The following is a 21,860-nucleotide window of genomic DNA, read 5'->3' on the forward strand; positions in this document are numbered from 1 at the left end:
CACGTCATGGCATGAGTAAGGGGCGCCCTCCAGGAGGGCGCCCCTTACTCATGCCGTACGCGAGACCCTTACGGAACCTCGACCCAGACCGCCTCGGAAGGCGTCCCCTGGTCGTCCGTCACGAAGAGCATGTAGTAACCGGAGGGGACCAGCGCCTGGTTCTCCGGGACGGTGACCGTGATGCCGTCGGCCGTCTTCTTCAGGTCCAGCGCGATGCTGCGCTGGTCCATGTCCGTCATGTGCGTCACCGCGCTCGGCCGCATCAGCCGCGCCGTCCTGATCGACGAGGCCTGCTGCGACTTGAACGTGCCCGAGTCGCCCCGGGCGATCTTCTTCGGCCCGTCGACGAGCTTGGGCCGGGAGTCGCGGTAGAGGTACGGCGGGGTGTAGATCTCGATCCGCTGCTCGAAGACGCCCGGCCGGGTGTTGGCCTTGTCCGCGTACAGCGAGTCGGAACCGGCGCTCAGCACCCGTCCGTCCGGCAGCAGCACCGTGCCCGAGTGGTAGTTGCGTCCCACGTTCGGGTCGGCGAGCCGCTTGAAGGTGTTCGTCTTCGGGTCGTACTTGCGCGCCTCCAGGATGTTGGAGTCGCTGCGGCCCCGGTAGTCCTCGGAACCGCCGCTGACCAGGACGGAGTCGTCCGGCAGCAGCGAGGCGCTCGGGTAGCGGGTGCCCTTGTCGAGCGAGGGACCGTCCTTGAAGACCGGGTTGGGGAGCTTGGTGTCGACGAGGCGGGTCTTCTCCGTCGCCTTCTCCGACTCGCCGACCCCACCGCCGCCGATGACCAGGAACTTCTGCTCCTGGGCGGGCGGCAGCATGACCGTCGCCGAGGTCTCCAGCTGGTCCGGGTCGCTCATGCCCGGGATCTTCTTGAAGCTGTTGTCCTTCAGGTCCCAGATGCCGGGGTCGCGGCCGACGTCGGCCGGTCCGTAACCGGCGTTGGAGCCGGAGTAGAAGAGCTTGCCGCTGTTCAGCGTGAACAGCGACGGGTACGTCGGCAGCCGCCGCTCGAAGCCCGTGTACTTCCAGGTCTTCTTCTTCGGGTCGTAGATCTCGTCCTTGCCCGGGACGATCTGGCCGATGTCGTCGAGACCGGACGTCGCCAGGACCTTGCCGTCCTTGAGCGTGGTCAGCGACGGGTACCAGCGGGCCTCGTTCATCGGGTCGACGGTGATGTACTTCTCCGCCACCGGGTCGAACTCGTACGCCTCCCGGATGCCCTGGAAGTCCTTCTTGTCCAGGGCGAGCTTCTCGGCGACGCCGTACGTGTTGCGGGCGTCGGCGCCGGTCAACGCCGGGATGGCGTAGTTGTCCTGGGCGCCCGACTCGTACTGCTTGCCGGACTCCTTGGCCTCGACGTAGATGCGGCCCAGGCCCGCCTCGGTGCGCAGGAACCGGCCCTTGTTGGGACCGGTCGTGGCGAAGACCTTCTTGGCCTTCTCCACCAGGACCGGGTCCTTGGAGACGTACGTCTTGCCGTTCTTCTTGCCCTTGAAGACCGTGCCCGCGGGCAGGGTTATCGGCTTGTCCGGGTTCTCGTTGTGCACCACCATCAGGCCGCCGGCCTTGGTGACGTCACCCTCCAGCTTCTCGTACCGCTTGGTGCCGCCCGCGACCAGCAGCTTGCCGTCGGCCAGCTGCGTGTGACCCGAGCAGAACATGTCCTTCGGCGTCGGGATCAGCTTGTAGTCGTTGGTCTTCGGGTCCCAGAGGATCGACTCGAACTTGCCGGCGTCGAAATTCTTCTGGTTGTTGCCGGAGCCCGCGATCATCAGGACCTTGCCGGTGTGCAGCAGGGCCTGGTGAATAGTGTTGATCTTGTATTGGGAGGGGACGTTCAGGAAGTCCCAGTGGCCGTTCTCTGCCTTGTACTCGGGCCGGTTGATCTTGTACTCGTGGTACTGCTCCGTACCGAAGCGGTACAGCCAAGGCCCGTTGAACGCCGCCAGAGCAACCACCACCGCGCCCGTGATCGACAGTCGTCGGGCCCGGCGGCTCAGACGGAAACTCATTTCTTACGTCCCCCAAGGGATGAAATCTGCATGGTCTGGTCGGCCGGGGCCCAGCTCGGCCTCGCCTGCGGGGAGTGGTCCCCGGCGTACTGCCCGGGGTGGCCGGCCTGCTCGTCGTACTCGGGGCCGTCGCCCGCGGAACCGGGCCCCTGCTGCGGGGCCGGCTTGCCGTTCTTCTTCTCGTCGCGCATGCCCAGGCGCCAGGCGATGATCGGCGCCGCCGTGATCAGCAGGGCGAGCGTCGCCCAGACGACCATCGCGGGGTGCGAGTGGCCGAGGAAGAACGAGACCGTGATGGACGCGCCGAAGACCACGATGAAGAACAGGTGGATCCGGAAGGTCCCGAAGAGCGTGTCCGGGCTGGACGAGTCGCCCTTCGGCGTCACGACGAAGCTGGACTTGCGGCGCAGTACGGCGTCCATCAGTGAGCGCGCGTAGATCGGCGCGGACAGTGCGGACATCGCCATGCCGGCCAGACCGCCGGAGCCCTCGGGCTCGTGCGGGGAGACGTTGTGGCGGCGGTTCCAGATGTAGAGGCCGATCTGGAGCGCGGAGGCGTTGCCGTACAGCATCATCCAGATGACCGGGTCGATCTGGACACCCGAGGCGCCCATGCCCAGGAACAGCGCGCAGGAGAGCGCGGCCAGGATCCAGTTCATGGCGGACATCGGGTAGAAGATGATCATCATCGTGTAGTTGAAGAGCTTGCCGGGGGGCAGCGTGCCCCAGCCCTTCCAGTACTGCTTGAGGATCGTCTCGTAGGTGCCGCGCGACCAGCGGAGCTGCTGGGTGAAGAAGTCGGTCCAGGCGGTGGGGCCCTCGCCGACGGCCAGCACGTCCGGCGTGTAGACCGAGCGCCACTTCTTGCCCGTGGCCGGGTTCTTGGCGCGGTGGATCTCGAAGCCCGTCGCCATGTCCTCGGTGATCGAGTCGTACAGGCCGCCGATCTGCTTCAGGGCGCTGATGCGGACCGCGTTGGAGGTGCCGACGAACATCGGGGCGCCGTAGCGGTTGCCCGCGCGCTGGATCAGGGCGTGGAAGAGGAACTGCTGCGACTCGGCGGCCTTCGTGACGAAGGTGTCGTAGTTGCCGTAGACCTGCGGGCCGATGACGAAGCCGACGTCCGGGTCGCGGAAGTAGCCGAGCATCCGCTCCAGGTAGTTCGGGAGCGGGATGTGGTCGGTGTCGACCGAGGCGAAGTAGTCGTAGTCGTCGCCGTGGGCGTCCAGCCACGCGTTGTAGTTGCCGTGCTTGGTCTTCGCGCGGTGCGGGCCCTTGGCCTGGTTCCACTTCGCGATGCCCTTGCGGGAGAAGTGGTGCACGCCCAGGCGCTCGCAGACCGCCTTCACGGCCGGGTCGTCGCCCTCGTCGAGCAGCCAGATGTGCAGCAGGCCCCGGTGGCGGATCTTGACCGCCGCCTCCAGGGTCTTGGTGACCATCTCCAGCGGCTCCTTGCCGGGCACGAAGGAGGTCATGAAGGCGACCCTGGTGCCGGTCTCGGGCACCACCGGGATCGGGTCGCGGGCGACCAGGGTGGCGTGCGCGTTGGAGAGCACGTTCATGGTGCGGAACAGCTCGATCAGACCGATGGAGACGAGCATCACGACGTCGAGCGCGCGCAGGAGGTCGTCCTGGAGGTTCGGGTCGCGGTCGGTCCAGTGGGCCGGCTGCATGAGCCAGATGAACAGCGCCAGCGAGAGCACCGGGGCCGCGCCGAGCAGCAGGGCCGCCCGGATGCGGTGCGGTTCCTGGGAGATCAGCGACCGGTACTGGACCTTGTAGGGCTTCGCGGGGTCCGGCTGGGTCAGCGGGCCGGCCAGCCGGCTGTAGTGCTCGTAGTCGTACCTCGGCAGCGCCTTCTGCTGTCGGCGGCCCGGACCCTCCGACGCCATCTGCGGGGGGACCCGCAGCTGCGTCGTCTGGGTGGGGTCGTGGGTTGGGTCGTGGTACTGCCCGGCGCCGCTCGGCGTCGACGTCATGAGTCATCCCCCCGCACGCAAAGCTGGCTGCGTGAGTTCGTAGGTCTAATCGCTCGCTGGCGGTCCCCCTCGACCGTCTCGAACGCAACTTTGATCGGGCCGCCATCAGCACAGACACAGGACGACAACCTTCCGGTTGCATGATGCCCGTCCCGACATCCGTGCGTGAAAGGGGCCCCCACCCGCATGGGGTGCGGTGCGCACCCTGTCGGCCCGGCCGTCTCCCCGTCGGCTTTCCGAGCCTCAACTCTTCGAACCGCCCGCCCCATTGGAGCCACTGGCTCCAGGATAGGTTCCCCGACTCGCCATATGATCGCAAGGGTCGACGATCGCAGGCTGCCGGGTGCCCCGGGCGGTTCCGGGGAGGGCCCGGACCCGTGGGACGACCTGGGAACGACCGAGACCCTTCCACCGGTGGTGGAAGGGTCTCGGTTGCGCGTGCGCCGCCAGGGACTCGAACCCCGGACCCGCTGATTAAGAGTCAGCTGCTCTAACCAACTGAGCTAGCGGCGCCTGCTGACTCGGAGAACTCTACCGGATGTCCGGGAGTGGTTTGAACCAGCGACCGCCCGTCATGCCCGTTTGGTTATATTTCGTACCGTCAAGATGCGTTATGTCCGGGCAGTTGGGACACTGGGGCGGTGATCCAGTTCGAGGAGATTCAGCCCGGTGCCGACTGTCCCTGCGCCGGATGTGCCGACCGGCGCCGCACCTGCAGGACGAGAGCCCTTCCGGTACGTGACGGGGCTCACCCCGCGGCGCGCGGCGCGCGACGGGCGTGGGTCCTGGTCACCGCCGCCGGGGTGGTGCTGGGCGGCGGCGGAGTCGCCACGGCCGGGGACCACGACGGCCCCGCCGCGCACCACGGGCCGGAGCAGACCGCAAAGGCGCCGGTCGAGGGGCACGGCGGGGCCCGCAACGCCCGCGGCGGGACCGGGCAGGGGCGGGGCGAGGTACGGGAGAGCGGTGTCCGGGTGCGGGGGGACCGAGCCGACGCGGCGGAGGGCGACCGGGCGCGCGGGGCGGGCCGGGCGCGGGAGGCGGGCAGGGGAGGGGAGGCAGGCCGGGTACGGGAGGACCGTGCCGACGGGGACGCGCCCACCCCGCAGGGCCGGGCCGCCCCTCTGTACGGCCGTGCCTCCTCCGCTCCGGGCTCCGGGGCAACCGGGACCGTGGGTCCCCCCGGCGTGGCGGCGGCACCGAAGCTCAAGCCCGCCACCAGGGCGGACATCGTGAAGCGGGCCCAGACCTGGGTCACGGCGAAGGTCCCGTACAGCATGGACAAGTACTGGAGCGACGGCTACCGGCAGGACTGCTCGGGCTACGTCTCGATGGCCTGGGGCCTGGCCGGCAACGAGTGGACGGGGAGCCTCGCCGAGTTCGGCGTGCAGGTGCCGCGCGACCGGCTCCAGCCCGGCGACATCCTCCTCTTCCACAACACCGCCGACCCGCACAACGGCTCGCACGTGACGATCTTCGGGGGCTGGACGGACTACACGCGCGGCCACTACGTCGCGTACGAGCAGACCCGCCCCACCACCCGCAAGCAGGCGACCCCGCTGGGTTACTGGAGCAACGCGGACCGCTACCTGGCCTACCGCTACAAGGGCCTGGTCGAGGGCACCGCACCGCAGGGCGCGACCGGGGCGCCCGCGTTCCCGGGGGCGCAGCACTTCCGGCCGGGGCAGGCGGGGCCGCACGTGGAGAGGCTCGGCAAGCAGCTGGTGAGCCGGGGATTCGGCAAGCACTACAAGGTCGGACCGGGTCCGCGCTGGAGCGAGGCGGACCGGCGCAACGTGGAGGAGTTCCAGCGGGCGCAGGGCTGGCGGGGCGCGGCGGCCGACGGATATCCGGGGCCGGAGACGTGGCGGCGGCTGTTCGCGACGACCGGGGACGGGGTGCGGCGATGAGGGATCCGGTGATCGGCAGCGCGTCGACGACGGAGATCCCCGTGCACCTGCTGTTCCGCGACGAGGCCGGAGCCGGGGCTTCGTCCGTGCCGTCCGGGACGACCGTGGTGGCGCGGCGACGGGGGACGGGCGAGCAGCCGAAGGTGACGGAGCGGGCGGTGCAGGAGCCGCCCGCCGCCGTGCACCGGGAGGCGGCGGGCCCCGTCGAGCGGCCCGGGGCCGTGCGCGCCGGGTGGGCGGCGGTGGCCGTCGGACTCGGCGCGCTCGCCGGGTGCGGGGCGGTGCTGGGGCGGGCGGGGGTGCTGCCGGGACCGCTGCGGGGGCGGCCGTGGCTGCCCTTTCGGACGTACGACGGACTGGGGGTGGCGGACTGGGGCGTGCTCGCGGTGCTGGCTTCGGCCGTGCTGTGCGCGTTCGGCGGGCTGACGCGTGGGCGCGAGGGGTACGCGTCGGTGCTGGTCGGGTTCGGGGCGTACCGGGGGAGCGTACGGCGGACCGGCCTGGTGTGGCTGAGCCCGTGGCAAGGGCGACGCCGGGTGGACGTGCGGCTGAAGCACTGGCGGAGCGAACCGCTGCCCGCCGTGGACCGCAACGGGATCCCCCTGCGGGTGGTGGTCCTCGTGGTGTGGCGGGTCGCGGACACCGCGCGGGCGTCGTTCGCGGTGGCCGACCACGAGGGGCACCTGCGGGGCCAGGTGGAGGCGGAGCTCGCCCGGGTGCTCGCGCAGGTGCCGCCCGACGCGGTACGGGACGCGGCGACCGTCGGCGACATGCTGACCCGCAGGATCGCGGCGCGGACGGCTCGGGCGGGCATCGAGGTGTACTCGGTGCAGCCGGTGCGCACCGAGTACGCGCCCGAGGTCGCCGAGGCGATGCGGCGGCGCCGGATCGCCGCGCTGGACGCCGGCGCGCGGGAGAAGGTGCTGGCCTCCGTGGTGGACGCGGTCGAGGACACGGTGACGCGGCTGGCGGCCCGGGGGCTGACGGGAGAACTGGACGACTACGAGCGCAAGGCCCTGGTGCGGGAGCTGACGGTGGCGTACCTCGGCGGAGCGTGACCCCGGGCGGGGGGCGCGCGGCGGCGGGGCGCCGGACCGGCGGAGGTGGCCGGTGCGGCGGTGCGGGGCGCGGCGGGTGCCCGTGTCCGGATTCCGGGCACTCTCCATTGCGTGGGACATTGGTCTGGACATGTTCAATCGGCGTCCATACATTGGGAGTTGGTCTAGACCGACATCCCCTGTACTTCCCCACGCGCGCGTGCAGCACAGCTCACAGATCGAAAGATCCCCCCCACGTTCTCTGGAGCGAAGCCATGCGAAAAAAGGCAATGAGCGCTGCCGTCCTCGGGCTGGCGGTGGCGGCCACCACCGTGCTCGCCACCGGCAGTGCCAGCAGCCACGGCTACACCGATTCCCCGATCAGCCGGCAGAAGCTGTGCGCCAACGGCACCGTCACCGGCTGCGGAAACATCCAGTGGGAGCCGCAGAGCGTCGAGGGCCCGAAGGGATTCCCCGCCTCCGGGCCCGCCGACGGACGTATCTGTGCCGGCGGCAACGGGCCGTTCGCGCAGCTGGACGACCCGCGCGGCGGCAACTGGCCGGCCACCAAGGTGAGCGCGGGCCAGAGCTACTCGTTCCGCTGGCAGTTCACCGCCCGCCACCGTACGAGCGATTTCCGGTACTACATCACCAAGCAGGGCTGGGACCCGTCCAAGCCGCTCACCCGGGCCGCGCTCGACCCGCAGCCGTTCCTGAACGTGCCGTTCGGCGGCCAGCAGCCGCCGGCGACGCTGACCCACCAGGGAACGATCCCCGGCGGAAAGTCCGGAAAGCACCTCGTGCTGGCGGTGTGGAACGTGCACGACACGGCCAACGCGTTCTACGCGTGCTCGGACGTGCAGTTCTGACCGCACGGGTCTGAGGAATCGATTCTGCGGAAGAGGTTCCGAGAGAGCGTTGCGGCAAGAGCGGCTCCGGGCGTCCGGAGCCGGGTACAAGGTCCTCCGCGTACCCGGTTCCGGGCGCCCGGCCCCCGGCCGGTGCGGGCCGACCCCCGCTCCACCGGTGCTGGAGCCGCGGTCGGCAGCGTGGGCGCCACACCGTGCGCACGCACGCAGCCGAGGGGAGTCAGCGTCATGACAGAGACCGTCGCAGAGGTGGCCGGGGCAGCCGGCAGCCGGGTCACCGGGGATCTCTACGCGGAGGTGCAGACCTTCTACGCCCGGCAGATGCGCCGGGTGGACGCCCTGGACATCGAGGGCTTCGCCGATACCTTCACCGAGGACGGCTGCGTGGTGCACGCGGGCGGTCAGCGCCAGTCGGGGCGCGCCGAGATGGTCGCGGGCATGCGCGCCAACCTGCCGCGTTACCGGGGCGTCGCGGTGCGCCACTGGTTCGACCACCTGATCATCGACGTCGACGCCGACGACCCGGACACGGTGCGGGTGTCGTACTACACGCTGGTCACGCTGACCGACGCCGAGGGCAAGGTGTCCTTCCAGCCGACGTTCACCGTCGAGGACGAACTGGTGCGCAGGGACGGAAGGCTGCTCACCCGGGAGCGGGTCATCCACCGGGACGAGCCGGCGGCCGTCTGACCCGCGCGGTACACAGGGAGGGGCCCCGGACGCGCGTCCGGGGCCCCTCCCTGTGTACCGGTACCTGGCGTGCCGGTACGCGCACTCACGCGCGGCAGGCGGGCAGGCCGCCGTGGTACGCGCACATCTCCGCGAACGGGCCCGCGACGTCCAGACGTTCCCCGGGCCGGCCGCCCCCGGCCTCCGCATAGGCGCGGTGCAGGTTGCCGACCAGTCGCTCGGGGTCCAGCCAGCTCCCGTACGGTCCGAGGTCGGCCTTCCCCGCGGCCTCCAGCGGGGTCAGGCCGTCGCGCACGCCACGCTCGGCGGTCCTCTGGAGGAAGCGCAGATACCCCTCGGTGGCGTCCAGCAGTTCCCTGCCGCCGACCGGGCCGTGGCCGGGGACGACCGTGCGGGGTCCCAGGGCCCGCATCCGGTCCAGGGCCAGCAACGACCCGGAGATCGAGCCCATCAGCACGAACGGGGTGACGCCCGACCACACCACGTCCCCGGTGAACAGCACGGACGCGTCCGGCACCCAGACGATCACGTCGTTCGCGGTGTGCGCGGGGCCCACGTGCAGCAGCTCGACCCGCGGACCGCCGGTGTGCACGGTGAGCCGGTCGCGGAAGGTCAGCGACGCCAGCGCCTCCGGCGGGTCGCCCCACTCCACGTCCGGCCACAGGCGGCGCAGCCCCGGCCCCGCCTCGGCGGTCTCCTCGCGGGTGCCCGCGTGGGAGATCACGGTGGCGTGCGGGGTGAACAGGCCGTTGCCGAAGACGTGGTCGCCGTGGAAGTGGGTGTTGACCACGTAGTCGGGTCCCGCCGGGTCCACCGCCCGGACGGCGGAACGCAGGGCGCGGGCGCGGGTCTCGGTGGCGGCGGTGTCGACGAGGACGGTGCGGTCGGGGCCCACGACGAGGCCCGCGTTGTTCAGGCACCAGCCGCCGTCGGGCTGAAGGTAGGCGTGGACGCCGTCCGCGAGGCGGGTGAGGGAGGAGGGAATGGGGGCCTGCGCCGGGGCGGCGGGTGCTGCGGCGGGGGCGGCGGTCATGCGGAGTCCTTCGCTGGTGGGTCGGAACGGGGCGGGCCCCGACGTGCACAGGGGCGGATTCAGGGGGCCAGGCGGGCGTAGCGGCCCCGGTGGAAGACGAGGGGGGCAGAGGGTTCGGGGGCGGGTTCGCAGGAGAGCGCGGTCACCCGGCCGATCAGCAGGGTGTGGTCGCCCGCCGGGTGTGCGGCGTGCAGCGCGCACTCGATCCGCACGGCGGCCGACGGCACGACCGTCTGGCCGCCGGCGCCCGTCGCCGCGCCCAGGCGCTCCACCGCCGCGAGGCCGCTGCTGCGGTCCGGGCGGCTGAAGTGCGTCGCCCAGGAGTCCTGTTCGGCGGTCAGTACGTTCACCGCGAACCCTCCGTTGGCGTGCACCTGCGGAAGCATGCGTCCGTCGGACTTCACCGAGACCAGCAGCAGGACCGGGTCCAGGGAGACGGCGGTCAGGCTGTTCAGGGTGATGACGGCGGTCGACGCCCCCCGGCCGGTGGTCAGGAGGGTCACCCCGGTCGGGAAGGAGCCCATGGCGGTGCGGAAGGCGGCGGGGTCGGGGCCCGGTGGCACGTGCTGTGCGCCGGGGCGGGGCGCGGTGGTCCTGGTGGCCCGGTCCGGCCGCTCCGCGCGGTCCGAGCGGGAGGTGTGCGCGCGGGCGCGTGCGGTGGCGGCCCGGGAGAGGGGGCCGGGCATCAGTAGTTGCCCAGACCGCCGCAGACGTTCAGCGCCTGCGCGGTGATCGACGCCGCGACGTCGGAGGTCAGGTAGCCGACCAGGCCCGCGACCTCCTCCGCCGTCGAGTAACGGCCCAGCGGGATCTTGGCGTTGAAGCGCTCCTGGATCTCCGACTCGGGTACGCCGTAGTGGCCGGCGTACCCCTGGCGTACCCGTTGCGCCATCGGCGTCTCGACGTAGCCGGGGCACACCGCGTTGACCGTGATGCCGCTCTTGGCGAGCTCCTTGCCGACCGCCTTGGTGAAGCCGATGACGCCGTGCTTGGAGGCCGAGTAGGGGGCGGCCAGCTCCACGCCCTGCTTGCCCCCGGTGGAGGCGATGTTGATGATGCGGCCCCAATCGCCGTCCTGCATGAGCCCGCCGGAGAGGACCTCGCGCGTGACGTAGAAGGTGCCGTTGAGGTTGGTGTTGATCACGTCGAGCCACAGGTCGTCCGCGATCTCGGAGGTGCGGCCGCCACCGCCCCGGCCCGCGTTGTTGACCAGGATCTCGATCCTGCCGTACGTGGCGACGGCCTCCGCGACGGCGGAGCGGACGTCCTCGGTCGAGGAGACGTCGCACACCGCGCCCGAGACCTCCAGGCCCTCCTCGTCGCGCAGCCGCTTGACCAGGGTGCGGACCGCGTCGCCGCTGCGGGCCACGCCGAAGACGGCGATGCCCTGCCGGGCCAGCAGTTCCGTCACCGCGAGGCCGATGCCGCTGGTGGCGCCGGTGACGAAGGCGACCCGGCGCGGGTTCTGCGTGTCTGTTGCTGTCATCGTGCTCTCCCCTTGGTCCCGGCGGTGGCGTCCCCGGGACGCCCTGCGACCGGGAGGTCTCCGGCCGTGTACGAGACCGTGCGGCGGGGTCCTTGCGCACGGCTCGACACCGGCTAGGGCGGACCGGGGCGGATGCCGGCCGGCGCCCCTGGGCAGGCCCTAGCCGCCGTCGAGCGGGCGGCGAGCGGCGGAGGTCAGCGTGGGGCGCCTGTACGAGGAGACCGCGCCGAACGAGGAGACCACGTGCCCCAGTTGACGATTCCCGACGTACGGAAGTCGGTGACCGTGGCGGCCACGCCCGAGCACTGCTTCCAGGTGTTCACCCAGCAGCCGGCCGCCTGGTGGCCGGCCAGCCACGTCCTGGTCCGCAAGGAGCGCGCCGGGCTCGCCTTCGAGGAAGGCGTCGACGGCCGCTACTACGAGTGGGACGTCGAGGGCAACGAGGAGACCTGGGGCCGCATCCTGGAGTGGGAGCCGGGCCGCCGCCTCGCCATGACCTGGCGCATCGACGCCAACTGGCGCCCCGTGCCGGACGACGAGCGGGCCAGCGTCATCGAGGTGGACTTCCGCGACGCGGGCGACGGCCGGACCCTGGTGGAGCTCGCCCACGTACAGCTGCACCGGCACGGCGACGGCGCGGAGCGGATCTTCAAGGCGCTGGACGGGCCGAGCCCGGGGGAGACGCTGGAGCTGTTCGCGAAGGCGGTGCGGGGATGAGCACCGCGACCCGGCCCGAGGCCCCGGACGCGACGCGGGCCGTCGCGCCGGCCGTCTCCCCGTCCGCTCCCGCGCTCGTCCCCGACGACCCGGACGGGCTCGGGCCGCTGGCGGGGGCCCGCAGGCTGCGGGACGTTGCGGCGTCGCACGCCGCGGACGCCGACCGTACCGGCGTGCTCGCCGACGAGGTCGTCGCCCTGATCCGTGACGCCGGTTTCGCCCGCCACCTGGTGCCCGTCGAACACGGCGGTCACGGCGGCGGTTTCGGCGAGCTGAACCGTGCCGTGGCGCTCGTCGGCGAGGGGTGCGCGGCCACCGCCTGGTGCGCCTCGCTGGCCGCCTACTCCGCCCGCTTCGTCGGGCACCTGCCGGCTGCGGGACAGGACCGGGTGCGGGCCGACGGGGCCGACGCCCTGATCGCCACCGCCCTGGTGCCCGGCGGCCGGGCCGTGCCCGAGTCCGGCGGCTGGCGGCTGGCCGGGCAGTGGAACTACGTCAGCGGCATCCGGTCCGCCGACTGGGTGCTGCTGTGCGCCCCGGTCGTGCCCGAAGGCCCCCGCGAACCGGGCGTGCCGCCCGAACTGCGTTTCTTCGCGCTGCCCCGGGGCGCGTACACCGTCCGCGAGACCTGGGACAGCGTCGGCATGCGCGCCACCGGCAGCCACACCGTGGCCGTCGAGGGCGCGGGAGTCCTGGTGGACGCGGAACTGTCCTTCGCCCGGCAGGAGTTGCTCGCCGGGCGCAACGCGCACTCGCCGCTGCCGCTGCACAACCTGCCGTTCCGCTCCGTCGCGGGACTGCCCTTCGTGGTTCCCGCGCTGGGCGCGGCGGCCGGTGCGCTGGCCGCGTGCGCCGCGACCGTCACGGGGCGGCGTCGCACCGAGACCAACGAACTGCGGCTGGTGCGTGCCTCCGCGAAGATCGACGCGGCCCGGCTGCTGGTGGCGGAGCACGCCGCGGTGCTGGACGCCCGCGCCTTCTCCCCGGAGAGCCTGGCCCGCGGCGAGCGCAACGTCACCTTCGCCACGGAACTGCTCCGCGAAGCCGTCGACGAGGTGGTCAGGGCCGCCGGCACCGGCGGGCTCGGCGACTCCTCGGCGGTGCAGCGGCTGTGGCGGGACGTGACGTCGGCGACCAGCCACGTGGCGCTCCAGTACGAGACGTTCGCCCGGTCCAGTTACGCGGCGGTCCTGCTGGGACCGAAGGAGGGCTGACACCCGCGAGCGAAGGGGCGGCGCACCGACCGGTGCGCCGCCCCTTCGCCGTTGCCCGCGTCTTCGTTCAGCCCGCGACCGGCTGCGCGTCCCGTGCCCCGCCGCCCGCCGGAGTGCCGTGGCCGGCACGGCCCTCGCGTCGCGCCAGCCACGCCTTCAGGTCGAAGCCGGGCGCGGCCGTCTCCAGCGGCCCGGGTCCCGGCCCGCCCGCCGAGAGCAGCCGTCTCGTGATCATGTGGTCGGCGGGCCGGTTCACGGACTCGGCGGCCACCAGCCGCTCGCCCCGGAAACAGAACACCGTGTAGCGCCCGGCGGATACGTCGCCCACCGTCACCGCCCGGTCGTGCCCCTGGCCCAGGCCCGCGATCTGGAGCCGGCAGCCGTACTGGTCCGACCAGAACCACGGGAGTTCCGTGTACGGCGTCGGCCGCCCGCAGAGCGTCTCGGCGACCGCCCTGGCGTGCCCGGAGGCGTTCTGCACCGACTCCAGCCGACGGGACGCACCGTCCGCCGCGGTGAACCGGGCGCAGTCTCCGATGGCGTACACCTCCGGGTCCGAGGTGCGCAGCAGGGCGTCCACCAGGATGCCGTCCGTGGCCCCGGAGCCGGTGGCCAGCCCGGCCCGCGCGGCGAGTCCGGTGCGCGGCCGTACGCCGACGGCGACGACCACCGTGCCGGCCGGCAGCCGTGCCCCGTCGGCGAGTTCGACCGCGCCGACGCGCCCGCCCGCGCCCGGCAGCAGAGCCCGTACGGTACGGGCCACCAGCAGCCGCACCCCGCGCCGCAGGTGCTCGGCGGCGAGGAGCCCGGCCAGCGGTGTGCTGACCGCACGGCTCAGCACCCGGCCGGCCGCCTCCACGACGGTGACCTCGTGTCCCGCCTCCCGGGCCGACGCCGCGACTTCCAGCCCGAGGAACCCGCCGCCCACGACGACCAGCGGCCCCGCACCGGGGCGTTCCAAGGACGCCCGCAGCGCACGCGCGTCCGCGAGTGTGCGCACGGTGTGGACGCCGTCGAGGTCCGCGCCCGGCACGTCCGGGCGCACCGGCGCCGCCCCGGTCGCCAGGACCAGCCGCGTGTAGCCGAGCACGCGCCCGGACGCCAGCACCAGCCGTCTGCCCGAGAGGTCCAGCTCCCGCCCCCGGTCGCCGCGGACCAGGTCGACGTCCTGGTCCTGGTACCAGGAGGGCGGCAGCAGCTCCGTCTCCTGTCGCAGGGAGGTCCCCTCGCGCAGGAGGGACTTGGTGAGCGGCGGGCGGCGGTAGGGGGCCTCCCGTTCGTCCCCGACCAGGGTGAGCGGCTCCGTCAGGCCGCCGGCCCGCAGCGCGGCCACCGCGTCGCTGCCCGCCTGTCCGCCGCCGACCACCACGACGCCCGCCGCCCCGGACATCAGAGCTGTGCCTTCGGCAGGTGCACCACCAGGCCGTCCATGTCCTCCGACACCGTCAGCTGGCAGCTGAGCCGGCTGGTCCCGCGGCGCGGGTCGGCCGTGCCGTACAGCACGTCGTCCTCGACTTCGTGCATCGGCGGCAGCGGCAGGGTGTTGGCCTCGTCGACGAAGACGTGGCAGGTGCCGCACTGGGCGGAGCCGCCGCACTGGGCGACGATCCCGGCGATGTTGTTCAGCTTCGCGCCGCGCATCACGGAGTCCGGGGGGCGCACGTCGACGACGGTCTCGGTGCCGTCCTGGCTCCTGTACGTGATCCTGGCCATGAGTCGTGTCCTTTCAACCGGTCGGGGGGGCGGGGGAGTGGGCCGTCCGGCTCACCACCGGACGGGCAGTTCCCACAGGCCGTAGATGACGGCGCCCTCCTTGCGGGGAATCTCCAGGAGGGGCTTGGCCAGGGCCAGGGTGGGGATGCGGTCGAACAGCTTGCTCCACACGATCTCCAGCTCAAGCCGCGCCAGGTCCGCACCGATGCAGTGGTGCACGCCGTGCCCGAACCCCAGGTGCTTGCGGCTGCCCCGCTCGGGGATCACCTCGTCGGGCTCGGGGAAGACCTCCGGGTCCCGGTTCGCGGCCAGGCCCAGGCACAGGATGCCGTCGCCCTTGCGGATGGTCTGCCCGCCGATCTCGATGTCCTCCAGGGCGACCCGGGGCACCGCCGTGTCGCCGATGGTGGCGATGCGCACCAGTTCCTCGACGGTCGGCTTGACCAGCGACGGGTCGGCCTTCATCCGGGCGATCAGCTCGGGGTGCTCCAGCAGGTACGCGGTGCCCAGGGAGATCTGGCTGGCGGTCGTCTCGTGGCCGCCGTTCATCAGCAGCCGCACCATGTTGAACAGGTCGCGGTCGGTGTACGCCTCGCCCGACTCCTCGTACGCGGCCATCGCCCGGCTCAGCAGGTCGTCGCCCGGCTCCCGCTTCTTCAGCTGGATCAGGTCGTCCACGTACGCGTTGACCTCGACGATCGCCGCCTGCCGCTCCTCGGCCGAGCTGTGGCCGCCGAGCAGGGCGGTGCCGTGCTTGATGAAGAAGTCGTGCTTGTCGTCCGGTATGCCGAGCAGCTCGCAGATCACGGTCATCGGCACCGGCAGCGAGAACGCGTGGTGCAGGTCCACCACCGGCGTCATCGCCAGCATCCGGTCCAGGTACTCGTCGACGATCTCCTCGATGCGTGGACGCAGCCGCTGCACCTGCCGGTTGGTGAAGGTCAGCGCCGCCTTGCGGCGGGTGCGGGAGTGCTCCTCGCCGTCGTACCCGATGAAGGAGGTCTCGGTGCGGAACTCCGGCGGGGCGATGAAGTAGAAGGGGAAGTTCGCGTGCTTGCGGGAGGCGCTGACCCGCGGGTCCGTGAGCAGCTGCCGGATGGTGTGGTAGCCCGTCACCGTCCAGATGCGCAGCCCGGAACCGGAGAGCGTGACCTCCGAGACGTCCTTCTCGACCATCTCCGGGTACTCGGCGGGCTGGCTGAACGGGCAGGTCCGCTTGTACGGGAAGGTCGCTGCGTCCGGGGCTTCGGCGGATGTCGCACTCACGTGAGGGGTCCCTTCGGGTGGATACGGCCGGAGCCCGCACTATGGCGAGGCCGCCTCAGTCCCCCCTGGAGCCGTGCTCAAGAGGCCCTGCACCGGTGCTTCGTAGCTTCCGCGCCATGGAGACCATTTCGTTGGACGCGGGTCCCAGGACGGACCCGGCCGAGGCCGCCCCTTCGTACGGGACCCCGCTGCGCGGGCTGCGGGTGCTGGAGCTGGCCGCGATCGGCCCCGTGCCGTACGCCTGCATGCTGCTGGCCGACCTGGGGGCCGAGGTGATCCGCGTCGACCGCCCCGGCGCCCCCCGCGCCTTCGGCGACTGGCACCGGGTGCTGGACCGGGGACGGCGCAGCACCGCCCTGGACCTCAAGGACCCGGCCGGGGTGCGCACCCTGCTCGCCCTGGTCGAGGAGGCCGACGTGCTGATCGAGGGGTACCGGCCCGGCGTCACCGAACGGCTCGGTATCGGGCCCGCCGTGTGCCTGGCCCGCAACCCCCGGCTGGTCTATGGGCGGATGACCGGCTGGGGGCAGGACGGGCCGCTCGCCCACGCCCCCGGCCACGACATCAACTACATCGCCCTGAGCGGTGCGTTGGACGCCCTCGGCCGGGCCGAGGGGCCTCCGGCGGTGCCGCTGAACCTGCTCGGCGACTTCGCGGGCGGCGGGCTGCCGCTGGCGTTCGGGGTGCTGGCCGCCCTGTACGAGCGGCGCAGCACCGGGCGCGGCCAGGTCGTGGACACCGCCATCACGGACGGCACCGCCTCCCTGCTCGGCATGCTGGGCGCGATGGCCGGCGCCGGGCAGTGGGAGGGAGGCCGCGGCGGCAACGTCCTGGACTCCGGCGCCCCGTACTACGACGTCTACCCGTGCGCCGACGGCCGGTACGTCGCGGTGGGCGCCCTGGAGGAGCGCTTCTACCGGGCGCTGCTGGACGGCCTGGGGCTGGCGGCCGACGAGGTGCCGGACCGGGAGGACCCGGCCAACTGGCCTGCTCTGCGCGCCCTGTTGGGGTCCCGGTTCGCCGCCCGCAGCCGGGACGAGTGGGCCGCCGCGCTGGCGGACACCGAAGCGTGCGTGACTCCCGTGCTGACCCTGGCGGAGGCCGCCGACCACCCCCACCACCGGGCGCGCGGCACGTACCGGCGCACGGCGGGGGGGACGGGGGTGGAGCCCGGAGTCGTACCGAGGTTCGGCGCCCCGGGCGGGGACGGCCGCCCGGTCAGCAGGCCGGAAGGTTCGCCGACGACGTCCGGACGGCCGTGATGCGCACCGGCACCGTCTCCGAGCGGGTGCCGTCCGGCAGGTACACGGTCGAGTCGCCGTTGCTGGTGAACGCCGCCGGGGAGCTCTGCCGGGCGCGCTGGTCGATGTCCACCCAGCCCTCGCTGTTGCCGGCCGCGTCGAACCACAGCTCCCGTATCCGGTAGCCGAACGCCGTCGGGGCCGTGCGCTGCCAGGTTCCCCTGCTGCTTCCGGCGGGCGAGGTCAGGCAGGCCACGAAGGTGCGGCTGAAGGAGAGCGTGACGTCGTAGGAGGCGCCCTCCCGGGACACGGTCGCCGTCCACGTCCCCACCGGGGAGGTGGCGTGGGCTGCGGGGGCGGCGGCGGCCGGGGCGGCCGGGAGGGTCAGCGGGAGGGCGGCCACGACCGCCGTGAGGGCGGCGGCCCGCGCCCGCACCCGGGTACGGGCCCGGGGGGCCGTGGCGGGGGCCGTGCCGGTGCGGCGGTCGGTGCGGCGGCCCGTGCGGGGCCCGGTCGGTGCGGTCTGTTCGGCGTGGTCGCCGGTCGTCTTCTGCATGCGCCGGACTGTGGTCCGGTGCCCTCTCGCCCCGATCGAGCACGGGTGTGCGACGGCAGGGCTCCCGCTCGACCGCTGCTGTAGGGCCCGGTCCTAGCGTCTGCGCCCGAACGAGCCACCGGGCCGGGTCCACCACGGCCACCGCCCCTTCGTTCCCGCATCCACCGTCCCGCAGGAGGACCGCAGTGAGCCCACAAGCGAGCCCAGGAGCGAGCCCGGAAGCGGGCCGCGCGGCGAGTGCCCCCGCGGGCCGGCAGGCGACCCCCGCGACCGCGGGGCCGGGCCCCGACGTCGTGCCCTACCGGGTGGCTGTCCCCGAGGCCGCGCTCGACGACCTGCGCGAGCGGCTGCGCGCCACCAGGTGGCCGGACCGGGAGACCGTCGGCGACTGGTCGCAGGGCGCCCCCCTCGACTACGTCCGCGCCCTCGCCGCACACTGGGCCGAGCGGCACGACTGGCGGGCGACCGAGGCCCGCCTCAACGCCTTCCCGCAGTTCCGCACCGAGATCGACGGGCTCGACGTGCACTTCCTGCACGTCCGCTCCCGCCACCCCGACGCCGTGCCGCTGCTGCTCACGCACGGCTGGCCGAGCGCCGTCGTGGAGTTCCTGGACCTGATCCCGCTGCTCACCGACCCCGAGGACCCCGCCGACGCCTTCCACGTGGTGTGCCCCTCGCTGCCCGGACACGGCTTCGGCGGCAGGCCCGCCGACGCCGGGTGGACCGTGCAGCGCACCGCCGAGGCGTGGGACACCCTCATGCACCGCCTCGGCCACGACGGCTACGTGGCACACGGCGGTGACTGGGGCTCCTGGGTGTCCGCGGCCCTCGGTTCCACTCCGGCCGCCGAAAAACGGCTGCGCGGCATCCACCTGACGATGCCGCTGGCCCGCCCGCCGGAGCCGGGCATCCCGTACGAGGAGCTGGACGAGCGGGACCGGGGGGCGATGGCCAAGATGGCCGGCTTCGGCAAGAACCGCTCGGGGTACGCCGCCATCCAGGCCACCCGCCCGCAGGCCCTCGGCTACGGCCTCGCCGACTCCCCGGCCGCCCAGCTCGCCTGGATCGTCGACCGCTTCTGGGAGTGGGCCGACCACGACGGCGACCTCGACAAGGCGATCGGCCACGACCGCCTGCTGGACATCGTGTCGCTGTACTGGCTCACCAACACCGCCACCTCCGCGGCCCGCCTGTTCTGGGAGAGCTTCGACAAGGAGCCGATGCGCCCCACCGACGTCCCCACGGGCTGCTCCGTCTTCCCCAAGGACGCCTGGCTGCCCCGCGCCTGGGCCAGGACCCGCTTCACCGACCTGCGGCACTGGCACGACCTCGACGACGGCGGCCACTTCCCGGCGCTGGAACGTCCCGAGGTGCTGGCCGCCGAGCTCCGCGCCTTCCTGCGGACGCTCCGCTGAACTCCCCCCGCTCGCACACCCCCCCACCACCCGTCCGCAACCAACGAGTTGGAGTCCAGCCATGAGCACCGCACCGCAGCCCCGCCACCGGAAGGGCCTCGTCATGATCTCCGCCCTGGGCATCGCCCTCAGCACCGCGCTCGCCGCCCCCGCCACCGCCGCCGCGCTCGAAGACGGCGCGGACAAGCGCTGGCGGCTGTCCCTCCCGATCGGCTCCTGGACCGGGGTCGTCGAGCACGCCGAGGGCAGCGGCAACCTCACGCTCAACTTCCACCCCAACGGCACCGTCTGCCTGTTCTCGGGCGCCGGCGGCGCGGAGGGCGGCGGAGAGGGCACGGGCACCTGGCGGGTGACCGGGCCGAACACCTTCGCCTTCCAGGTCAAGGAGCGGCTGTTCGAGCAGGACGGCACCACCGCGGGCTGGGTGGGCGTCAACCAGAAGGCCGTCCAGGACCACGACTCCTTCCGCAGCAAGGGCATATCGAAGATCTACGACGCGGCGGGCACCTACCTGCTGTCCGCCGAGGCCAGAATCAACGTCACCCGGCAGAGCAAGGTCCCGGCCGCCTGCTGACCCCTGACGCACCGCACGTCCCACGCGGCTCGACCCGGACGGCCATTCGAGTCCGGGTCAAGCCGCCTGGCGCACCCTCACCGCAATAGTTCTCGTGTCCGAGCGGGCGCCCCGGGGGGCGCCCGAGAGGAGTTGAGGTGCGGTGAATCCCTTCGACGACAGCGACGGCCGGTTCCTGCTGGTGGCCGACGCCGAGGGCCGGCACGCGCTGTGGCCCGAACCGCTCGCCCGCCCGGCCGGCTGGCGCACGGTCCTGGCCGGCGGCCGGCCCGAGTGCCTGGCGCGCGCCGCCGAGGTGTGGCACGACCTGCGCCCGCAGCGGCTGCTGGACGCCGCCGCCACCGGCGCCGCCGACCCCTCCCGGCCGCGCACCGCCGCCGAACTCTTCGCCGAGCGGGCGGCGTCCCACCCCGAGCGCACCGCGCTGGTGTACGAGGACACCGCCGTCGGGTACGGCGAACTCGACCGGCGCGCCAACCGTCTCGCCCACGCCCTGATCCGCCGCGGCATCGGCCCCGGCGACCGGGTGGCCCTGCTGCTGCCCCGCTCGCCCGAACTCGTCGCCTGCCTGCTGGGCGTCCTCAAGACGGGCGCCGCCTACCTGCCCGTCGACACCGAGTACCCCGCCGAGCGCATCGCGCTGATGCGTCGGGTCGGCCGCCCCTCGGCCGTGATCGACCAGGAGTTCCTGGCGGCCCTGGAACAGGGCGCGGACCACCACCCCACGGAGGCGGAACTGACCCGCCCGGTGCACGCGGACGACGCCGCCTACCTGGTGTTCACCTCGGGCTCCACCGGCACCCCCAAGGGCATCGTCATGCACCACGGGGCGCTCACCAACCTGCTGCTGTGGCAGCGCGCCGTCCTGCCCTGCGCCCCGGGCGGCGGCACCCGCACCGCCCAGTTCTCGGCGATCGGCTTCGACGTCTCCGTGCAGGAGATCCTCTCCGCCCTGGTGTCCGGGAAGACCCTGGTGGTCCCGCCGGACGCGGTGCGCCGCGACCCGGAGGCCGTCGTCGACTGGCTGGACCGGCACCGGGTGAACGAGCTGTTCGCGCCGACCGCGGTCCTGGAGGCGATCGCGGCTGCCGCCCAGGAGAGCGGCAGCGCCCTGCCGTTCCTCACCGACGTGATCCAGGCAGGGGAGGCGCTGCGGGTCGACGGCGGGCTGCGCGCGCTGGCCGCCCGCCGGGACGTCCCGTTCCGGCTGCACAACGCGTACGGCCCCGCCGAGACCCACGTGGTCCTCTCGCACACCCTCGACGCGTCCGTCGCCGACTGGCCCGCGCAGGCGCCGGTGGGCACCGAGGTCACCGCGACCCTCTCGTACGTACTGGACGAGGAGCTGCGCCCGGTCCCGGACGGAGCGGCGGGCGAGCTGTACCTGGCCGGGGCGCAGGTCGCGCTCGGCTACTGGGACCGTCCCGACCTGACCGCCCACCGCTTCGTGCCCGACCCGTTCGGCGCCCCCGGCACCCGCATGTACCGCTCGGGCGACCTGGTGCGGCGCCGGGCGGACGGCGTGTTCGAGTTCCTGGGGCGGGCCGACGACCAGGTGAAGATCCGGGGCTTCCGGGTGGAGCCGGGCGAGGTGGAGGCCGTGCTGCTGGCCCACCCCGGGGTCTCCCAGTGCGTGGTGCTGGCGCGCACCGACGGGAAGCTGGGCACACAGCTGGTGGCGTACGTCGTCGGAGCGGCCACGGAGGACGAGCTGCGCGCGCGGCTCGCGGGGCTGCCGGACTACCTGATGCCGTCCGCGTTCGTGCCCATGGAGGTCCTCCCGCTCTCCCCGAACGGCAAGGTGGACCGCAAGAACCTGCCCGCCCCGCAGAGGCGGCCGGCCCACGCGGTCGCCGCCCCGCGCTCCGAGGCGGAGCGGCTGTACTGCGAGGTCTTCGCCGAGGTCCTGAAGCTGGACGCGTTCGGTCCCGACGACGACTTCTTCACGCACGGCGGCCACTCCCTGCTGGCCACCCGGCTCACCGCCCGCATCCGCCAGCGCACCGGGATCCGCATCCCGGCCCGCCGGGTGTACGACGCGCCGACGCCCGCCGCGCTGCTGGCCTGGGCGGCGGCCCGGGAGGCGGACGGGCCGGAGCCCGCGACGGTCGCGGCACAGGCCGCCCCCGTGGCCGTGTGACGGGCCCA

At 73.0% G+C, this 21,860-nt stretch carries 19 protein-coding genes and 1 tRNA gene; 10 read left to right on the forward strand and 10 right to left on the reverse strand.

Translation table 11 applies throughout. From position 1 onward, the window contains the following. Positions 1-68 precede the first annotated feature (68 nt). From ACQPZG_RS22300 to ACQPZG_RS22310, 3 genes are all read right to left on the reverse strand, one after another. The gene (locus tag ACQPZG_RS22300) at positions 69-2,012 is read right to left on the reverse strand and encodes a galactose oxidase-like domain-containing protein (RefSeq protein ID WP_433547494.1); all 1,944 of its coding nucleotides are present in this window, start codon (positions 2,010-2,012) and stop codon (positions 69-71) included. After that, a complete protein-coding gene (locus ACQPZG_RS22305) occupies positions 2,009-3,991 on the reverse strand; it encodes a glycosyltransferase family 2 protein (RefSeq protein ID WP_433547495.1) in 1,983 nt (660 codons plus the stop codon). The genes ACQPZG_RS22300 and ACQPZG_RS22305 overlap by 4 nt, the downstream gene beginning before the upstream one ends. Positions 3,992-4,430: 439 nt before the next feature. Continuing rightward, a tRNA-Lys gene (locus ACQPZG_RS22310) sits at positions 4,431-4,504 on the reverse strand. Positions 4,505-4,632: 128 nt separating this feature from the next. Here ACQPZG_RS22310 and ACQPZG_RS22315 point away from each other — a divergent pair. From ACQPZG_RS22315 to ACQPZG_RS22330, 4 genes are all read left to right on the forward strand, one after another. Then, a complete protein-coding gene (locus tag ACQPZG_RS22315) occupies positions 4,633-5,901 on the forward strand; it encodes a peptidoglycan-binding protein (protein WP_433547496.1) in 1,269 nt (422 codons plus the stop codon). Further along, entirely contained in the window at positions 5,898-6,959 is a 1,062-nt protein-coding gene (locus tag ACQPZG_RS22320) for an SPFH domain-containing protein (RefSeq protein ID WP_433547497.1), read from the forward strand. The genes ACQPZG_RS22315 and ACQPZG_RS22320 overlap by 4 nt, the downstream gene beginning before the upstream one ends. Positions 6,960-7,213: 254 nt before the next feature. Next, the gene (locus tag ACQPZG_RS22325; RefSeq protein WP_433547498.1) at positions 7,214-7,807 is read left to right on the forward strand and encodes a lytic polysaccharide monooxygenase auxiliary activity family 9 protein; all 594 of its coding nucleotides are present in this window, start codon (positions 7,214-7,216) and stop codon (positions 7,805-7,807) included. Between the two features lie 228 nt (positions 7,808-8,035). Then, positions 8,036-8,497, forward strand: a complete 462-nt coding sequence (locus ACQPZG_RS22330) for a nuclear transport factor 2 family protein (RefSeq protein ID WP_433547499.1) — start codon at positions 8,036-8,038, stop codon at positions 8,495-8,497. 85 nt (positions 8,498-8,582) lie between these two features. Here ACQPZG_RS22330 and ACQPZG_RS22335 read toward each other — a convergent pair whose 3' ends face one another. The 3 genes from ACQPZG_RS22335 to ACQPZG_RS22345 are packed head-to-tail and all read right to left on the reverse strand — an operon-like array spanning position 8,583 to position 11,016. Next, positions 8,583-9,530, reverse strand: a complete 948-nt coding sequence (locus ACQPZG_RS22335; RefSeq protein ID WP_433547500.1) for an MBL fold metallo-hydrolase — start codon at positions 9,528-9,530, stop codon at positions 8,583-8,585. 59 nt (positions 9,531-9,589) lie between these two features. After that, on the reverse strand, positions 9,590-10,216 hold the full coding sequence (locus tag ACQPZG_RS22340) for a flavin reductase family protein (RefSeq protein WP_433547501.1): 627 nt from the start codon (positions 10,214-10,216) through the stop codon (positions 9,590-9,592). After that, positions 10,216-11,016: an SDR family NAD(P)-dependent oxidoreductase gene (locus ACQPZG_RS22345; RefSeq protein WP_433547502.1), complete on the reverse strand. Its 801-nt coding sequence runs from the start codon at positions 11,014-11,016 to the stop codon at positions 10,216-10,218. Before ACQPZG_RS22345 ends, ACQPZG_RS22340 begins: the two co-directional genes overlap by 1 nt. Positions 11,017-11,259: 243 nt before the next feature. Between ACQPZG_RS22345 and ACQPZG_RS22350 the strand changes: the two genes are divergently transcribed. Continuing rightward, complete coding sequence (locus ACQPZG_RS22350; RefSeq protein WP_433547503.1) at positions 11,260-11,733, forward strand: SRPBCC domain-containing protein; 474 nt, start codon at positions 11,260-11,262, stop codon at positions 11,731-11,733. Next, on the forward strand, positions 11,730-12,947 hold the full coding sequence (locus ACQPZG_RS22355; RefSeq protein ID WP_433547504.1) for an acyl-CoA dehydrogenase family protein: 1,218 nt from the start codon (positions 11,730-11,732) through the stop codon (positions 12,945-12,947). Before ACQPZG_RS22350 ends, ACQPZG_RS22355 begins: the two co-directional genes overlap by 4 nt. Before the next feature lie 67 nt (positions 12,948-13,014). Here the strand turns inward: ACQPZG_RS22355 and ACQPZG_RS22360 are convergent, their stop codons facing one another. From ACQPZG_RS22360 to ACQPZG_RS22370, 3 genes are read right to left on the reverse strand one after another with little or no spacing between them, the layout of a single operon-like run. Then, a complete protein-coding gene (locus ACQPZG_RS22360) occupies positions 13,015-14,337 on the reverse strand; it encodes an NAD(P)/FAD-dependent oxidoreductase (protein WP_433547505.1) in 1,323 nt (440 codons plus the stop codon). Beyond that, positions 14,337-14,660, reverse strand: coding sequence for a 2Fe-2S iron-sulfur cluster-binding protein (locus ACQPZG_RS22365; RefSeq protein WP_433547506.1), 324 nt, complete (start codon positions 14,658-14,660; stop codon positions 14,337-14,339). Before ACQPZG_RS22365 ends, ACQPZG_RS22360 begins: the two co-directional genes overlap by 1 nt. A 51-nt stretch (positions 14,661-14,711) precedes the next feature. After that, complete coding sequence (locus tag ACQPZG_RS22370; RefSeq protein WP_433547507.1) at positions 14,712-15,926, reverse strand: cytochrome P450; 1,215 nt, start codon at positions 15,924-15,926, stop codon at positions 14,712-14,714. A gap of 116 nt (positions 15,927-16,042) precedes the next feature. Here ACQPZG_RS22370 and ACQPZG_RS22375 point away from each other — a divergent pair, with 116 nt between their 5' ends. Next, positions 16,043-17,188: a CaiB/BaiF CoA transferase family protein gene (locus tag ACQPZG_RS22375; protein WP_433547508.1), complete on the forward strand. Its 1,146-nt coding sequence runs from the start codon at positions 16,043-16,045 to the stop codon at positions 17,186-17,188. On the opposite strand, the gene ACQPZG_RS22380 is transcribed toward ACQPZG_RS22375, so the two are convergent. Then, positions 17,145-17,723: a hypothetical protein gene (locus tag ACQPZG_RS22380; protein WP_433547509.1), complete on the reverse strand. Its 579-nt coding sequence runs from the start codon at positions 17,721-17,723 to the stop codon at positions 17,145-17,147. The genes ACQPZG_RS22375 and ACQPZG_RS22380 overlap by 44 nt on opposite strands. 185 nt (positions 17,724-17,908) lie before the next feature. On the opposite strand from ACQPZG_RS22380, the gene ACQPZG_RS22385 reads away from it, so the two are divergent. The 3 genes from ACQPZG_RS22385 to ACQPZG_RS22395 all read left to right on the forward strand — a co-directional run bounded on the left by ACQPZG_RS22385 (position 17,909) and on the right by ACQPZG_RS22395 (position 21,852). Further along, positions 17,909-19,138: an epoxide hydrolase family protein gene (locus tag ACQPZG_RS22385; protein ID WP_433547510.1), complete on the forward strand. Its 1,230-nt coding sequence runs from the start codon at positions 17,909-17,911 to the stop codon at positions 19,136-19,138. A 61-nt stretch (positions 19,139-19,199) separates the two neighbouring features. Next, positions 19,200-19,712 (forward strand): hypothetical protein, encoded by a 513-nt coding sequence (locus tag ACQPZG_RS22390; RefSeq protein WP_433547511.1) that lies wholly within the window; start codon positions 19,200-19,202, stop codon positions 19,710-19,712. 142 nt (positions 19,713-19,854) lie between these two features. After that, on the forward strand, positions 19,855-21,852 hold the full coding sequence (locus ACQPZG_RS22395; protein ID WP_433547512.1) for an amino acid adenylation domain-containing protein: 1,998 nt from the start codon (positions 19,855-19,857) through the stop codon (positions 21,850-21,852). Positions 21,853-21,860: the final 8 nt, after the last annotated feature.

This window comes from Streptomyces sp. CA-294286, assembly GCF_050947155.1.
In the GTDB taxonomy this organism is placed as follows: Bacteria; Actinomycetota; Actinomycetes; order Streptomycetales; family Streptomycetaceae; genus Streptomyces.

What these genes read in the sequence shown, in the direction of transcription:
- ACQPZG_RS22300 (WP_433547494.1), bottom strand. Translation starts at nt 2,012, where the DNA reads ATGAGTTTCCGTCTGAGCCGCCGGGCCCGACGACTGTCGATCACGGGC.
- ACQPZG_RS22305 (WP_433547495.1), bottom strand. Translation starts at nt 3,991, where the DNA reads ATGACGTCGACGCCGAGCGGCGCCGGGCAGTACCACGACCCAACCCAC.
- ACQPZG_RS22320 (WP_433547497.1), top strand. Translation starts at nt 5,898, where the DNA reads ATGAGGGATCCGGTGATCGGCAGCGCGTCGACGACGGAGATCCCCGTG.
- ACQPZG_RS22325 (WP_433547498.1), top strand. Translation starts at nt 7,214, where the DNA reads ATGCGAAAAAAGGCAATGAGCGCTGCCGTCCTCGGGCTGGCGGTGGCG.
- ACQPZG_RS22330 (WP_433547499.1), top strand. Translation starts at nt 8,036, where the DNA reads ATGACAGAGACCGTCGCAGAGGTGGCCGGGGCAGCCGGCAGCCGGGTC.
- ACQPZG_RS22335 (WP_433547500.1), bottom strand. Translation starts at nt 9,530, where the DNA reads ATGACCGCCGCCCCCGCCGCAGCACCCGCCGCCCCGGCGCAGGCCCCC.
- ACQPZG_RS22340 (WP_433547501.1), bottom strand. Translation starts at nt 10,216, where the DNA reads ATGCCCGGCCCCCTCTCCCGGGCCGCCACCGCACGCGCCCGCGCGCAC.
- ACQPZG_RS22345 (WP_433547502.1), bottom strand. Translation starts at nt 11,016, where the DNA reads ATGACAGCAACAGACACGCAGAACCCGCGCCGGGTCGCCTTCGTCACC.
- ACQPZG_RS22355 (WP_433547504.1), top strand. Translation starts at nt 11,730, where the DNA reads ATGAGCACCGCGACCCGGCCCGAGGCCCCGGACGCGACGCGGGCCGTC.
- ACQPZG_RS22360 (WP_433547505.1), bottom strand. Translation starts at nt 14,337, where the DNA reads ATGTCCGGGGCGGCGGGCGTCGTGGTGGTCGGCGGCGGACAGGCGGGC.
- ACQPZG_RS22365 (WP_433547506.1), bottom strand. Translation starts at nt 14,660, where the DNA reads ATGGCCAGGATCACGTACAGGAGCCAGGACGGCACCGAGACCGTCGTC.
- ACQPZG_RS22375 (WP_433547508.1), top strand. Translation starts at nt 16,043, where the DNA reads ATGGAGACCATTTCGTTGGACGCGGGTCCCAGGACGGACCCGGCCGAG.
- ACQPZG_RS22380 (WP_433547509.1), bottom strand. Translation starts at nt 17,723, where the DNA reads ATGCAGAAGACGACCGGCGACCACGCCGAACAGACCGCACCGACCGGG.
- ACQPZG_RS22390 (WP_433547511.1), top strand. Translation starts at nt 19,200, where the DNA reads ATGAGCACCGCACCGCAGCCCCGCCACCGGAAGGGCCTCGTCATGATC.